The 12,416-nt window shown below is 67.9% G+C and carries 19 protein-coding genes; 6 read left to right on the top strand and 13 right to left on the bottom strand.

The annotated features are described in order from the left end of the window. From ACFDTH_RS14930 to ACFDTH_RS14890, 9 genes are all read right to left on the bottom strand, one after another. Window positions 1-316: SufE family protein (locus ACFDTH_RS14930; protein ID WP_375288352.1), on the bottom strand; the 316-nt coding region annotated here is incomplete at its 3' end. 138 nt (window positions 317-454) lie between these two features. Further along, window positions 455-685: a hypothetical protein gene (locus ACFDTH_RS14925; protein WP_375288351.1), complete on the bottom strand. Its 231-nt coding sequence runs from the start codon at window positions 683-685 to the stop codon at window positions 455-457. A 10-nt stretch (window positions 686-695) separates the two neighbouring features. Next, window positions 696-938: a hypothetical protein gene (locus ACFDTH_RS14920; RefSeq protein WP_375288350.1), complete on the bottom strand. Its 243-nt coding sequence runs from the start codon at window positions 936-938 to the stop codon at window positions 696-698. Between the two features lie 23 nt (window positions 939-961). After that, window positions 962-1,255, bottom strand: coding sequence for a hypothetical protein (locus tag ACFDTH_RS14915; protein ID WP_375288349.1), 294 nt, complete (start codon window positions 1,253-1,255; stop codon window positions 962-964). Window positions 1,256-1,266: 11 nt separating this feature from the next. Further along, window positions 1,267-1,569, bottom strand: coding sequence for a hypothetical protein (locus ACFDTH_RS14910; RefSeq protein ID WP_375288348.1), 303 nt, complete (start codon window positions 1,567-1,569; stop codon window positions 1,267-1,269). 26 nt (window positions 1,570-1,595) lie between these two features. Next, window positions 1,596-1,976 carry an envelope stress response membrane protein PspC gene (gene pspC, locus ACFDTH_RS14905; RefSeq protein WP_375288347.1) on the bottom strand — a complete coding sequence of 127 codons (381 nt, stop codon included), beginning with the start codon at window positions 1,974-1,976 and terminating at the stop codon, window positions 1,596-1,598. Then, window positions 1,976-2,260 (bottom strand): envelope stress response membrane protein PspB, encoded by a 285-nt coding sequence (gene pspB, locus ACFDTH_RS14900; RefSeq protein ID WP_375288346.1) that lies wholly within the window; start codon window positions 2,258-2,260, stop codon window positions 1,976-1,978. Before pspB ends, pspC begins: the two co-directional genes overlap by 1 nt. A 1-nt stretch (window position 2,261) precedes the next feature. Continuing rightward, window positions 2,262-2,933: a phage shock protein PspA gene (gene pspA, locus ACFDTH_RS14895; RefSeq protein ID WP_375288345.1), complete on the bottom strand. Its 672-nt coding sequence runs from the start codon at window positions 2,931-2,933 to the stop codon at window positions 2,262-2,264. 86 nt (window positions 2,934-3,019) lie between these two features. Beyond that, window positions 3,020-3,145 carry a hypothetical protein gene (locus tag ACFDTH_RS14890; RefSeq protein WP_375288344.1) on the bottom strand — a complete coding sequence of 42 codons (126 nt, stop codon included), beginning with the start codon at window positions 3,143-3,145 and terminating at the stop codon, window positions 3,020-3,022. A gap of 237 nt (window positions 3,146-3,382) precedes the next feature. Here ACFDTH_RS14890 and pspF point away from each other — a divergent pair, with 237 nt between their 5' ends. Both pspF and ACFDTH_RS14880 read left to right on the top strand, forming a co-directional pair. Next, on the top strand, window positions 3,383-4,417 hold the full coding sequence (gene pspF / locus ACFDTH_RS14885; RefSeq protein WP_375288343.1) for a phage shock protein operon transcriptional activator: 1,035 nt from the start codon (window positions 3,383-3,385) through the stop codon (window positions 4,415-4,417). 67 nt (window positions 4,418-4,484) lie between these two features. After that, window positions 4,485-5,090: a superoxide dismutase gene (locus tag ACFDTH_RS14880; RefSeq protein ID WP_375288342.1), complete on the top strand. Its 606-nt coding sequence runs from the start codon at window positions 4,485-4,487 to the stop codon at window positions 5,088-5,090. Window positions 5,091-5,155: 65 nt separating this feature from the next. Here ACFDTH_RS14880 and ACFDTH_RS14875 read toward each other — a convergent pair whose 3' ends face one another. From ACFDTH_RS14875 to ACFDTH_RS14860, 4 genes are all read right to left on the bottom strand, one after another. Then, window positions 5,156-5,815, bottom strand: a complete 660-nt coding sequence (locus ACFDTH_RS14875; RefSeq protein ID WP_375288341.1) for a septation protein A — start codon at window positions 5,813-5,815, stop codon at window positions 5,156-5,158. Between the two features lie 167 nt (window positions 5,816-5,982). Beyond that, window positions 5,983-6,915, bottom strand: coding sequence for a signal recognition particle-docking protein FtsY (gene ftsY, locus ACFDTH_RS14870; protein WP_375288340.1), 933 nt, complete (start codon window positions 6,913-6,915; stop codon window positions 5,983-5,985). After that, window positions 6,912-8,099, bottom strand: a complete 1,188-nt coding sequence (locus ACFDTH_RS14865; RefSeq protein ID WP_375288339.1) for a MiaB/RimO family radical SAM methylthiotransferase — start codon at window positions 8,097-8,099, stop codon at window positions 6,912-6,914. The genes ftsY and ACFDTH_RS14865 overlap by 4 nt, the downstream gene beginning before the upstream one ends. Window positions 8,100-8,142: 43 nt before the next feature. Beyond that, on the bottom strand, window positions 8,143-9,702 hold the full coding sequence (locus ACFDTH_RS14860) for a putative bifunctional diguanylate cyclase/phosphodiesterase (protein WP_375288338.1): 1,560 nt from the start codon (window positions 9,700-9,702) through the stop codon (window positions 8,143-8,145). Between the two features lie 196 nt (window positions 9,703-9,898). On the opposite strand from ACFDTH_RS14860, the gene ffh reads away from it, so the two are divergent. The 4 genes from ffh to rimM all read left to right on the top strand — a co-directional run. Next, window positions 9,899-11,383, top strand: coding sequence for a signal recognition particle protein (gene ffh / locus ACFDTH_RS14855; RefSeq protein WP_375288337.1), 1,485 nt, complete (start codon window positions 9,899-9,901; stop codon window positions 11,381-11,383). Between the two features lie 37 nt (window positions 11,384-11,420). Beyond that, on the top strand, window positions 11,421-11,867 hold the full coding sequence (rpsP, locus tag ACFDTH_RS14850; protein ID WP_375288336.1) for a 30S ribosomal protein S16: 447 nt from the start codon (window positions 11,421-11,423) through the stop codon (window positions 11,865-11,867). 55 nt (window positions 11,868-11,922) lie between these two features. Beyond that, complete coding sequence (locus tag ACFDTH_RS14845) at window positions 11,923-12,081, top strand: hypothetical protein (protein WP_375288335.1); 159 nt, start codon at window positions 11,923-11,925, stop codon at window positions 12,079-12,081. Between the two features lie 61 nt (window positions 12,082-12,142). Then, window positions 12,143-12,416 (top strand): ribosome maturation factor RimM (gene rimM / locus ACFDTH_RS14840; protein ID WP_375288334.1); only part of this gene is annotated, 274 nt, incomplete at its 3' end.

The following is a 12,416-nucleotide window of genomic DNA, read 5'->3' as shown; positions in this document are numbered from 1 at the left end:
CGAACGGGGCAAGCGCGCCCTCGATGTCCTCGGCGGCGATCTCCGCGGCGGGGCGGTCCTGTACGGTGGCGAGGACCAGGGCGATGATGCCCTTGGTGATCGCGGCATTGCTGTCGGCGAGGAAGTGGAGCGTGCCGTCGTCCCGGCGGGTGGGATAGACCCAGACGGAGGCGGAGCAGCCGCGGACCAGGGTGGCGTCGGTCTTGAGCGGCTCTGGCATGGGTTCGAGCGCGCGGCCCAGGTCGATCAGCAGACGGTAGCGGTCGTCCGCGTCGAGGAACTCATATTCATCGCGGATCGCGTCGAGATCGGTCATCCGCGATCGGGTAGTGCCGCGTGGCTGCCCCCGCAACCGTCCAGCCCGCGGCGGAAGCGACCGAGGTGGTCGCGTCGGGCAGGTGAAAGGTCCACAGCGGGCCGGTGGGCTCGGGCCGGTTCGGTTTGGGGGCGTCGCTCACAGTTCCACCCCGGCGGCGATCGCCTCCAGCTTGCGGATACGCTCCTTGAGGTCGGCGATCTCGATGCGGGCGCCGGCACTGGGCATCTCGGGCGCAGCAATGCGGCCGAGTTCCTGCTGCTTGAGCGCGAGCCAGCCGCGGAAGCCCGAGAGCGTCGCGTAGACCAACATGCCAAGGCCGGCGAGACCCGAGGCGGCGAGCGTGACGTAGAGGTTTGGATCGGACATCATATCCTCCTCAGCGATCGCGCAGCCGCTCGATCTCGCCATGGAGATCCATGCTGCTGCGCTGGTCGGTGATGACGCGCTCCAGCACCTGGACGCGCTCCTTGAGCCTTTGCATCTCTTCCCGCATGCGGGCGGCGTCGGCGCTGTCGGCAGGCGGGCCGCTCAGCATCGCCCGGTCGCGCGCCTTGGCGACGCGGGAGATCGAGACGATCAGAACGATGGCGACCACCATGAAGGCGACGGACCACGGCATTCCCTTTTCCTTTTTCCTTGAGCCTAATTGAGCGGCCGTGAAGCGGGGGCGGGAAGATCGCGCAGGCGTTCGATCTCGTCGGAGATCTCCAGTCCCTTGTCGGTGACGATCCGCTCCAGCACGCGCACGCGCTGCTCCAGCCGCTCGGTGTGGGCAGCATATTGCGCCGCCTTCTCCGCGGTCTGCGCATTAAGCGCGTCCGCCATCTTCTCCTTGTGCTTCAGCCAGCGCTTGAACATGTCGCCGCCGACGCCGAGGATCACCGGCAGGCCGACCACGATCATGAAGAAGGCGAGCACGAAAGCCATCTTGTTCATGGACGGTCCCCTCAGTTGGCGCGGTCGCGCAGGCTCTCGATCTCGTGCGCGGTGCGGGTCGCGGGATCGGTGGCGATCCGTTCGAGCACCGCGATCCGCTCCTCCAGGCGGCCGATCTGGCCGGTGAGGCGGGCGTTCTCGTTCGAGAGCAGTTCCACCTTGCGCGCGGCGGCGGGGTCTTCCTTGGAAAGGTTGCGCCCCCAATCGTCGCTGACCGAATAGCCGTGGCGGGCGCGGATCCAGTTGTTGAGCAGCCAGGCGGTCAGCGAGATCATGATGATCGCGACCACGAAGCCGGGTCCGTGCATGTCCATGTTGCGTCTCCCTCTCGCCGCGGCGTTCAGCGCAGGCTCTCGATTTCCTGCGCGAGCTGGGTGTTGCGGCTGGTGTAGTGCAGCTCGATGTCGGCGAGGCGGCGGTCCAGTTCGCGGAACTTGGCGCGGACCTCGGCGGTGGAGCGCTTCGGATTGGTGCGCACGCCCTGCCAGAACTTGGCATCGGCCTCGCTGGTGTAGAGACCGATCGGCTTGGCGTCGGCGAACCAGGCGATCATCCAATAAGCGATGAGCGTCCACGGGAAGCCGCCGGCGACGGTGAGCAGGACCAGGCCGATGCGGACGAAGAGCACGTCGATGCCGGCATAATCGGCCATTCCCGCGCAGACACCCTTCCACTTGGCGTTCTGCTTGTCGAGGTAGAACTTGGTGCGGCTATCAACCATCAGTTCCTCCTGTCGATCCGGCCTTCGAGCCGGTAGTCGGTGCCCGAGCGATAGTCGGCGATGCCGGGCTTGAAATCCGGATTGTCGGCGGCGACGATCCGCTCGACGGTATTGACCCGCTCTTCGAGGCGGCGGGCGAGAGTGAACATCTCGTCCAGCAGGTTCTCGTCCTCCGGCGTGATCTTCGGCGCCTGCTTCCACTTGGTGATATAATGCATGATCAGCCAGGGAAGCCCGATGAAGATCGTCGGGATGACGATGATGGGGACCAGGATATCTTCCATTTCATCCCTCCTTCTTGCTGAGGCGGGCCTTCATCGCGGCGAGCTCGGCATCCACCTTGTCGGCGGCCTTGAGCTCGGCGATCTCCTCCTCCAGGCTCTTGGGAAGGGCGCCCAGACCCATCGCCTCGGCGCGGCCCTCGGCCTCGTCGACGCGGCGCTCCAGCACGTCGAAGCGGCTGAACGCCTCGTGCGTCTTGGGGCCGTTCCACATCTCGCGCAGGCGGGCCTTGTTGTTGGCGGTCTCCAGCCGGGTGGCGATGGCGTTCTGCTTGTTGCGCGCCTCGCGCAGCTTGCCCTGGAGCTTGGCGATGTCCTCCTCCGACGCGCGCAACGCGTCGTCGAGGACGCCACACTCGGCCTTTAGCTGGTCGGCCATGTCGCTGGCCTTCTGCCGCTCGACGAGTGCCGCCTTGGCGAGGTCCTCGCGCTCCTTGGAGAGCGCCAGCTCGGCCTTTTCGGTCCAGTTCGATTCGAGCTGTTCCAGCTTGGCGATGTGGCGGCGCATCTCCTTCTGGTCGGCGATGGTGCGCGCGGCGGAGGCGCGGACCTCGACCAGCGTCTCCTCCATCTCGAGGATGATCATGCGGATCATCTTCGCCGGGTCCTCCGCCTTGTCGAGCAGTTCGGCGAAGTTGGCGGCGACGATGTCGCGGGTCCGGGAAAAGATGCCCATCAAATCACTCCTCGATGGCAGATAGTCGGCCCAGTTTAACGCCGGGGAGGGGCGGGGGGTAGGCTGGTCCACCCGGACGATCGCGGTCAAGCGATCGTGCGGACGATCTGGGCGGCGCCCTGCTGCGCCGCGGGTCCGACCGCGCCGACCAGCAGGGTGGCGCTGGCGAGGATGGTGAGGGCGAGGGCGGCAAAGCGGTTGGTGGCGGTCATCGTGGGTCTCCTTGGCGTTTCGGGCCGCGTGAAGCGGGATGCCAAGGGTATTGCGAAGAGCGTGCCAGTTTTGCGGTCCGTCATCCCGGCCTTGAGCCGCGATCCCGCTTCTTATTGTTTCTCAGATGCTTGCAGTAAGTAGAAAGCGGTGCCCCGGGTCAAGCCCGGGGTCACGGTGCTTGGGTGGCGCGAGACACCCCTTGCGAACGGTTGGGATTTTGCGCCAAGCATCGGCGCATGGAACGGCAGACTCAGGTCCTCGGCCAATCGGGCGTCTTCCTCGACGCGCTGGAACGCGCCAGTCGCGCCGCCGCGCTCGACCGGCCGGTGCTCGTGATCGGCGAGCGGGGGACGGGCAAGGAGCTGGTGGCCGAGCGTCTCCACCGGCTGTCGCCCCGTTGGGACCAGCCGCTGGTGGTGATGAACTGCGCCGCGCTGCCCGAGACACTGATCGAGGCGGAGCTGTTCGGGCACGAGGCGGGCGCCTTCACCGGTGCCACCAAGCAGCGGCAGGGGCGATTCGAGGAAGCGGACGGGGGAACCCTGTTCCTCGACGAGTTGGGCACGCTTTCGATGGGGGCGCAGGAGCGGCTGCTGCGCGCGGTGGAATATGGCGAGATCACCCGGATCGGCTCGTCGCGGCCGGTGCGGGTGGACGTGCGCATCGTTGCGGCGACCAACGAGCATCTGCCCGACAAGGTCGACCGGCACGAGTTCCGCGCCGACCTGCTCGATCGCCTCAGCTTCGAGGTGGTGACGCTGCCGCCCCTGCGCGCGCGGCGCGGCGACGTGGCGGTGCTGGCGGACCATTTCGGGCGCCGGATGGCGGCGGAGATGGGATGGGAGCGCTGGTGGGGGTTCACGCCCGAGGCGACCGAGCAGCTTGTTCAATATCGCTGGCCGGGCAACGTGCGCGAGCTGCGCAATGTGGTGGAGCGCGCGGTGTATCGCTGGGAGCGGGCGGAGCCGATCGCGCAGATCGAGTTCGATCCATTCGCCTCGCCGCATCGGCCGCGATCGGTGGCGGCGAAGGCGCCCGCTTCGGCCCCAGAGGCCGAGCAGGAGGCGGACTCGCACGACGAGGTCGCCGCCTGCGAGGTGGGGCCGTCCGACTTCAAGTCGCGTGTCGCCCGCTTCGAGAAGGACCTGCTGAGCCAGGCGCTCGCCGAGCAGCGTTACAACCAGCGCGCCACCGCCGAGGCGCTGGGCCTCACCTATGATCAGCTGCGCCACGCGCTGCGGCGTCATGATCTGATCGGAGCGGTTGCGTAACGATTTGTCCGGAGCCATTGGACGGCGCACGCGTTTGCCCGAGCAAACCCGCCACAAGGAGGACCCCATGGCGTTCGAACTTCCCCCGCTGCCGTACGACTATGACGCGCTGGAGCCGGTCATCTCCAAGGAGACGATGACCTTCCATCATGACAAGCACCATGCCGCCTATACCGCCAAGCTGAATGATGGCGTCGCCGCCGACCCCAAGCTGGAGGGCAAGAGCATCGAGGAGATCCTCGGCATGATCTCCAGCCTGCCGCCGCTGGTCCGCAACAATGGCGGCGGCTATTGGAACCACGATTTCTTCTGGAAGATCATGGGGCCGAAGGGTTCGACGCAGCCGTCCGGCGCGCTCAAGGACGCGATCGATGCGTACGGCGGGCTCGACAAGCTGAAGGAAGACTTCAACACCAAGGGTGCGGGCCAGTTCGGCTCAGGCTGGGCCTGGGTGATCAAGGATTCTTCGGGCGCGCTCAAGGTGACGTCGACGCCGAACCAGGACAATCCGCTGATGGACGATGCCAAGGAGAAGGGCACGCCGATCCTTGGCAATGACGTGTGGGAACACGCTTATTACCTCACCTACAAGAACGACCGCCCCGGCTATCTCAAGGCGTGGTGGGACGTGGTGAACTGGGACGAGGCCGGGCGGCGCTTCGACGCGGCCTGAGCGCTGACGATTGAGCAACGGAGGGCGTCGCCGGCTGGCGGCGCCCTTTGCGTGTGAGGGCTTGCTCACTCCTGCGGCGGCACCGGCGCTTCGGTTTGCAGGCCGTGGCGCAGCAGCATCGGCACATTGGCGACCGCGAACAGCAGGGTGAGCGGGATCGCGCCCCAGACCTTGTAGCCGACCCAGAAATCCCACCCCATCGTCCGCCACACCGCTTCGTTCGCGATTGCCATGGCAACGAAGAACAGCGCCCAGTTGCGCGTCAGACGGCGCCAACCCTCCGGTCGCAGTCCCGGATAAGCGCTTTCGAGCAGGGTCTGGAGCAGGGGCCGGCCGGTGAGGAGGCCGAACGCCAGCACCGCGGCGAGCATCAGGTAAACGATGGTCGGCTTGACCTGAAGAAAGCGGGGGTCGCGGAACCAGAGGGTCAGTGCGCCGAACACCAGCACCAGCCCGCCCGATATCCAGAGCATCGGCGCGATGTGCTTGAGTCGCACCTGGCTGGCGATCATCGCCGCGACAGTGGCCACCATGAACACGCCGGTGGCGACCAGCACACGCGCGATCGTCTTCGCCTGGTCAGCTGGCAGGCCGGCGAGGATGTCCGACGTGCTCGATACCAGCCGTACCAGCAGCCCGGCGGGGGCGAGAAAGTTGACAACGAAGAACAGGACCAGCGGGCCGTAGTCGATCGCGGCGCGGAAGGTGGGGGAGGGTTTGGTCATTGCAACATCCGTTCGTCCTGAGGAGCGGCTGAGCGAAGCGAAGACGCGTCTCGAAGGACTGTAGCGCGCGGGTGGTTCGAGACGAGCCCCTTCGACTGCCTGCCAAGGCAGGTGCTCAGGACAGGCTTCGCTTGCGCTCAGTCTCTCCTCACCAGGAACGGAGTGGACTACCGCCCCTCCACACCCGCGATGATCCGGCTGACCTCGTTCGCGTCGAATGGCCGAAGGTCCGCCATGCCCTCGCCGACGCCGATCGCATGGATCGGCAGCCCGTATTTCTCCGCCGCCGCGACCAGCACGCCGCCGCGCGCGGTGCCGTCCAGCTTGGTCATCACCAGGCCGGTAACGCCGGCGACCTCCTTGAACACCTCGATCTGGCTCAAAGCGTTCTGGCCGGTCGTGGCGTCAAGCACCAGCACAACGTCGTGCGGCGCAGCAGGGTTGAGGCGGCCGAGGACGCGGCGGATCTTGGCGAGCTCGTCCATCAGCTCGCGCTTGTTCTGGAGGCGGCCGGCGGTGTCGACGATCAGCACGTCGGTGCCGATCTCGGTGGCTTTCTTGACCGCGTCCCAGACGATGCCGGCGGCATCGCCGCCCTCCGGTCCGGTGACGATCGGCACGCCCACCCGGTCCGCCCAGGTCTTGAGCTGGCCAATCGCGGCGGCGCGGAAGGTGTCGCCGGCGGCGAGCATCACAGCATAATCGAGCTCGGTCAGGTAGTGCGCCAGCTTAGCGATGGTGGTGGTCTTGCCGCTGCCGTTGACGCCGATCACCAGGATCACCTGCGGGCGCGGAAAGGCCTCGATCTCCAGCGGCTTGGCGACGGGGGCGAGCGCGCGCTCGACCTCCTCGGCGACGACGAGGCGGATGCCGAGCTCCTCCATGTTGCGCTCGAACGAGCCCTCGGCGAGGCGGGCGCGGACGCGCGCGGCGGTTTCCGGCCCGAGATCGGAGGCGATCAGCGACTCCTCGATCTCGTCGAGCGTGGCGTCGTCGAGCCGCGCGGTGCCGAGACCGGCGAGGTTGCCGACCAGCCGGTCGGACGTGCGGCGAAATCCGCCGAGCAGTTTCTCGTGCCAGGAGGCGCGTTGGTCGGTCATGCGAGAATGCCGATAAGGTGGTCGGAAGCGGCGGTCAGGCGGGCGGGCACGATCTCTCCGACGGTGGAGGGGCTGACGAGGCGGACCTCGGCGAAGCCGGGCGTATGGCCGCGATCGCCGGGTTTCTCCACCAGGATCGACGCCGAGGTGCCGACCTGCTCGGCGAGCCACGCTGCCTTACGGGTGGCCGCCACTTCGCGCAGGCGGGCGGCGCGGGCGCGACGGACCTCCGGCTCGACCTGCGGCATTCGCGCGGCGGGGGTGCCGGGGCGGGGCGAATAGGGGAAGATGTGGGCATGGACGATATCGCACTCGTCCAGCAGCGCCAGCGTGTTGGCGAACATCGCCTCGCTCTCGGTCGGGAAGCCGGCGATCAGGTCCGCGCCGATCGCGATGTTGCGGCGGACCTTCAGGCGCTCAACCAGCCGGATCGCATCGGCGCGCAAGTGGCGGCGCTTCATCCGCTTGAGCGTCAGGTCGTCGCCGGCCTGGAGCGAAAGGTGGAGGTGCGGCATCACTCGCGGCTCGGAGGCGACAAGGTCGAAAAGCAGCGGATCGATTTCGATCGAGTCGAGTGAGGAGAGGCGCAGGCGTTCAAGCGTGGTTCGGGACAGGATCGCCTCGACCAGGCGGCCAAGCGACGGCTCGCCGGCGAGGTCGGCGCCCCAGCTGGTGAGATCGACGCCGGTCAGCACCACCTCGCGCGTGCCCTGTGCCACCAGCGCCGTGATGCGGGCAACCACCGTTTGGACCGGCTCCGAGCGGCTGGCGCCGCGGCCCGCGGGGATGGTGCAGAAGGTGCAGGCGTGGTCGCAGCCGGTCTGCACCGCAACATGCGCGCGGACGGTGCCGGTGCTGGCGGCGAGCCGCTGCAAACCACCGGCGGCATTCCAGCTGGCCGGGGCGAGCTTCACCGCATTGCCGACGATCCGGTCGACCTCTGGCATGGCAGCGAAGCCGGCGGGGTCGATGGTCGCGGCACAGCCCGTCACCACGAGTTCGGCAGCGGGATGCGCGCGGCGGGCGCGGCGAATCGCGGCGCGGGTCTGCTTCACCGCCTCGGCTGTGACCGCGCAGCTGTTCACCACGAACGTGCCGCCGCCGACCATCGCGGCGATCGTGTCACCCTCGGCGATGTTGAGGCGGCACCCGAGCGAGACGACGGGACCAGTGCGATCTTGCATGCCGGCGATCTAGGGACCGCAGGCGGCCAAGTCCACGCGCGGCTTACAGCGCGCGGCGCAGTCCAACCGCCCCCTCGCCCCCCGGAACACCGGCGAGCAGGGCGCGGACCTCTGCCAGCGGCATCGGTCGGCCGTACAGATAACCCTGGCCGCGGGAGCAGCCCTGGGCGGCGAGGCGGGCGGCGCTGGCCTCGTCCTCTATCCCCTCGGCAGTCACAGCGAGGTTCAGGGTTTCGCCAAGGCCGATGATCGCGGTGACAATCGCGGCGCTGTCGGGCTTCTCGGTCAGCGAGGCGACGAAGCTGCGGTCGATCTTGATCCGATCGAACGGCAGCGCGCGCAGGTGGGCGAGGCTGGAATAGCCGGTGCCGAAATCGTCCAGCGCGACCCGCACGCCCTGGTTCTTGAGGCTGCCGACAATCGACTGGGCGAGAGGCAGATTGTCGACCAGCGCGCTTTCGGTGACCTCGATCTCTAGTCGGGCGGCGGGAAAGCCGGTTTCGGTAAGCGTCTTGATGACCTTCTGCGCCAGCCAGGGATCACGCAGCTGATGCGGCGAGATGTTGACCGCCAGCGTGATCGCGCCGTCCCAGTCTCGCGCGGCGGCAAAGGCCTGGCGCATCACGCAGAGCGACAGTTCGCCGATCAGCCCGTTCTCCTCCGCGAGCGGAACGAACACGTCGGGACTGACCGTGCCAAGCTCCGGACTGTCCCAGCGCGCGAGCACCTCGAAGCCGACGATGCGGCCGGTGGCGAGATCGATCTGCTTCTCGAAATAGGGGACCACGTCGCCGTTGGCGACCGCAGTGCGCAGACCCTCCACCAGCGCGGCGCGGCGCCGGACCGCCTGCTCCATCGCCGCCTCGAACCAGGCGTAGCCGCGTCCGGTGCCGCGTGCGGTGCACATCGCGATCTCGGCCGAACGCATCAGCGCATCTGCGGACGCGCCATCGCGGTCGGAGCGGGAAAGGCCGATCGCCGCGAAGACGAGCAGGCGCTGATCAGGAAGGTCCAACGGCTGCGATAGCGCGGCGATCAGGCGCTCGACGAGCATCTCCACCATGCCCGGCCGCGCCGGATCGAACGCCAGTGCACACCCGAACCCGTCAGCGCCAAGCCGCGCCCTGAGCGCTGTGCCTGGCAGTTCTGCGCGCAGCACCGACCCGATCGCGACGAGCAGCGCATCCCCGACGGCATGGCCATAGGTGTCGTTGACCGTCTTGAGCTGATCGAGGTCGACGACCAGCATCGCCACGGCCTGCCCGCGCTGCGAAGCGGCGCCGAGCAGCGCGCCGGTCTCTTCCGCAAAGGTGTGGCGGTTAAGCAGCCCGGTGAGCGGGTCGCGCGCGGCGAGCAGTGCGGCACGTGCCTCCGCCTCGGACCGGCTGTGCACCTCTGCGAGGAGATCGCTATGTTTGCGCCAGGCGAGCAGGATCAGCGCGACGTTGAGGAATAGGGCGGTGAGCAAAGTGCCGTTGTTCGCGGGCGATCCGGCGATCACGCGGCCGGCGAGGCCGACGAACAGGGCGAGCGCCACGGCGGTGATCGCAACCAGCGTGCGCCCGCTGTTATGGGGCTCGGCAAAGGGCCACGCGACGCTCATGATGTGAACGTCGCACGGATTACCTTGCCGAGAAGTTAAACCCGTGATGCTTGCGATGGTTGCGCCTTTGCGCTAGGGCGCGCCGGTTCCGACGGGAACGCACAGGACGAAGCGCCCGAGGGTGCACGCTGGCCGGCGAGGTTTCGCCCGCCGGCGCTTTTTTCGTTGTGGCGCGTGTCGGTCGATTGGAGTGATCATGTTCGATAGCCTGAGCGATCGTCTTGGTGGAGTGTTCGACCGGCTGCGCGGCCGCGGCGCGCTGACCGAGGCGGACGTGCGCCAGGCGATGCGCGAAGTGCGCATCGCACTGCTGGAAGCGGACGTGGCGCTGCCGGTGGCGCGCGAGTTCGTCGACAAGGCAACCGAGAAGGCGATCGGCCAGAACGTGCTGCGCTCGGTTACGCCGGGGCAGCAGGTCGTCAAGATCGTCAACGACGCGTTGGTCGAGATGCTCGGCGGCGATGCGCCCGAGGGCGCGGCGCTGGAGCTGGGCGTCACCCCGCCGGCGGTGGTGATGATGGTCGGTCTCCAGGGATCGGGCAAGACCACCACGACCGCCAAGATCGCGCGGCGGCTGAGCAGGACCGAGCGCAAGAAGGTGCTGATGGCGTCGCTGGACGTCAATCGCCCCAACGCGCAGGAACAGCTCGCCACGCTCGGCATGCAGGTCGAGGTGCAGACGCTGCCGATCGTCGCGGGCCAGCAGCCCGTCGACATCGCGCGGCGCGCGCTCCAGGCAGCGAAGCTGCAGGGTTTCGACGTGCTGATGCTCGACACCGCGGGCCGGCTGCACGTCGACCAGGCGCTGATGGACGAGATGCGCGCGGTGGCGGAGATCGCCACGCCGCAGGAGATCCTGCTGGTCGTCGACTCGCTGACCGGCCAAGATGCGGTGAACGTCGCCACCAGCTTCTCCGAGCAGGTGCCGCTCACTGGCGTGGTGCTGACCCGGATGGACGGCGATGCACGCGGCGGCGCGGCGCTGTCGATGCGTGCCGTGACCGGCAAGCCGATCAAGTTCGCGGGCACCGGCGAGAAGATGGAGGCGCTGGAGGCGTTCCAGCCGTCGCGTGTCGCCGGGCGCATCCTGGGCATGGGCGATGTCGTCAGCCTGGTGGAGCGCGCCGCCGAGGCGATCCAGCAGGAAGACGCCGAGCGGATGGCCGCGAAGATGGCCAAGGGCGTCTTCGACATGGACGACCTGCGCAGCCAGCTGTCCCAGATGCGCCGGATGGGCGGGCTGGGCGCGCTCGCCGGCATGATCCCGGGCATGAAGAAGGCGCAGGCCGCGGTCGATCAGGTGGGCGGCGACAAGATCCTGCTGCGCATGGACGCGATGATTACCTCCATGACCCAGAAGGAACGCTCGAAGCCCGAGCTGATCAACGCAAAGCGCAAGATCCGTATCGCCAAGGGCAGCGGCACCACGGTTCAGGACGTGAACAAGCTACTCAAGATGCACCAGGAAATGTCCACCGCCATGAAGCGCATCAAGAAGATGGGCGGCATGAAGGGGATGATGGCGATGCTGGGGAAGGGCGGCCTCGGCGGCCTGGGCGGCGCGATCGGCGGGCAGGATCTGGGCGACATGATGAACAAGGTAGGCGGCGGCATGCCCGGACTTCCCGGCATGCCCGGCCTGCCGCCGGGCCTCCCCGGCAAGGGCAAGTTCCGCAAGTAATCTCGACACGAAAACTCAGAAGGAAGAAAGACTTACCATGGCACTCAGCATTCGCCTGTCGCGTGGCGGCTCCAAGAAGCGTCCCTATTACCGCATCGTCGTCGCCGATGCGCGGAGCCCGCGTGACGGCAAGTTCATCGAGAAGATCGGCAACTACAACCCGCTGCTCGCCAAGGACGACGAGAAGCGGGTGGTGCTGGACGGCGAGCGTGCCAAGCACTGGCTGGGCATGGGCGCGCAGCCGACCGACCGCGTCGCCCGCTTTCTCGACGTCGCCGGCGTCAAGGAGCGTGCGGCCCGTAACAACCCGAAGAAGGCCGAGCCGGGCGAGAAGGCCAAGGAGCGCGCCGAGGAGCGTGCCGAGAAGCTAAAGGCACAGCAGGAAGCCGAGGCCGAGGCGGTGGTCGCCGCCGAGGTGGAAGCTGCGACGGCCGAGCCGACCGAAGAGGGCCAGCAGGTCGCCGACGCGACCGCCGAGCAGTAAGGACCGGAACCGGTCGGCGCGCGCGGCTTTCTCTCCCGTGAAGGAGAGCAAGCCCATGGCCACCACGCCGCCGACCGGACCCGATCCCCGCACCTCCGCCGATGACGATGAGGATGCCACCGAAGCCGCGCCCAACCAGGGCGTCTCCACCGAGGAGCCGGCCGAAGGCGGAGACGGTACCCCCGCGCCCCGGCCCGGCTCTCCGCAGAGCTGAGCCGGCGCCGGGCGAGATCGTCCTCGCCGCGATCACCGGCGCGCATGGCATCGGCGGCGAGGTGCGGCTGAAGGTGTTCGCCGACGACCTGTCCGCGTTCACCATCTTCAATGGCGGTGCGCTGACGCTGACCGCATTGCGCGGCACGATCGCGCGCTTTGCCGAGGTGCCCGACCGGACCGCAGCGGAGGCGCTGCGTGGCACGGTGCTGACGGTGCCGCGCGAGGCGCTGCCGCCGCTGGCGGATGGCGAATACTACCATGCCGACCTGATCGGCCTATCGGTAGTGACCACCGAAGGGGAGCCAGTCGGACGCGTCGTGCTGGTCGAGAACT

Source organism: Sphingomonas sp., from assembly GCF_042096255.1.
Classification (GTDB): Bacteria; Pseudomonadota; Alphaproteobacteria; order Sphingomonadales; family Sphingomonadaceae; genus Sphingomonas.
This window is presented reverse-complemented; position numbering and strand designations above follow the sequence as displayed.

What these genes read in the sequence shown, in the direction of transcription:
- pspA (WP_375288345.1), bottom strand. Translation starts at nt 2,933, where the DNA reads ATGGGCATCTTTTCCCGGACCCGCGACATCGTCGCCGCCAACTTCGCC.
- pspB (WP_375288346.1), bottom strand. Translation starts at nt 2,260, where the DNA reads ATGGAAGATATCCTGGTCCCCATCATCGTCATCCCGACGATCTTCATC.
- pspC (WP_375288347.1), bottom strand. Translation starts at nt 1,976, where the DNA reads ATGGTTGATAGCCGCACCAAGTTCTACCTCGACAAGCAGAACGCCAAG.
- ACFDTH_RS14925 (WP_375288351.1), bottom strand. Translation starts at nt 685, where the DNA reads ATGTCCGATCCAAACCTCTACGTCACGCTCGCCGCCTCGGGTCTCGCC.
- ACFDTH_RS14875 (WP_375288341.1), bottom strand. Translation starts at nt 5,815, where the DNA reads ATGACCAAACCCTCCCCCACCTTCCGCGCCGCGATCGACTACGGCCCG.
- ACFDTH_RS14910 (WP_375288348.1), bottom strand. Translation starts at nt 1,569, where the DNA reads ATGGACATGCACGGACCCGGCTTCGTGGTCGCGATCATCATGATCTCG.
- rpsP (WP_375288336.1), top strand. Translation starts at nt 11,421, where the DNA reads ATGGCACTCAGCATTCGCCTGTCGCGTGGCGGCTCCAAGAAGCGTCCC.
- ffh (WP_375288337.1), top strand. Translation starts at nt 9,899, where the DNA reads ATGTTCGATAGCCTGAGCGATCGTCTTGGTGGAGTGTTCGACCGGCTG.
- ACFDTH_RS14890 (WP_375288344.1), bottom strand. Translation starts at nt 3,145, where the DNA reads ATGACCGCCACCAACCGCTTTGCCGCCCTCGCCCTCACCATCCTCGCC.
- ftsY (WP_375288340.1), bottom strand. Translation starts at nt 6,915, where the DNA reads ATGACCGACCAACGCGCCTCCTGGCACGAGAAACTGCTCGGCGGATTT.
- ACFDTH_RS14915 (WP_375288349.1), bottom strand. Translation starts at nt 1,255, where the DNA reads ATGAACAAGATGGCTTTCGTGCTCGCCTTCTTCATGATCGTGGTCGGC.
- ACFDTH_RS14865 (WP_375288339.1), bottom strand. Translation starts at nt 8,099, where the DNA reads ATGCAAGATCGCACTGGTCCCGTCGTCTCGCTCGGGTGCCGCCTCAAC.
- ACFDTH_RS14845 (WP_375288335.1), top strand. Translation starts at nt 11,923, where the DNA reads ATGGCCACCACGCCGCCGACCGGACCCGATCCCCGCACCTCCGCCGAT.
- ACFDTH_RS14880 (WP_375288342.1), top strand. Translation starts at nt 4,485, where the DNA reads ATGGCGTTCGAACTTCCCCCGCTGCCGTACGACTATGACGCGCTGGAG.
- ACFDTH_RS14920 (WP_375288350.1), bottom strand. Translation starts at nt 938, where the DNA reads ATGCCGTGGTCCGTCGCCTTCATGGTGGTCGCCATCGTTCTGATCGTC.
- pspF (WP_375288343.1), top strand. Translation starts at nt 3,383, where the DNA reads ATGGAACGGCAGACTCAGGTCCTCGGCCAATCGGGCGTCTTCCTCGAC.
- ACFDTH_RS14860 (WP_375288338.1), bottom strand. Translation starts at nt 9,702, where the DNA reads ATGAGCGTCGCGTGGCCCTTTGCCGAGCCCCATAACAGCGGGCGCACG.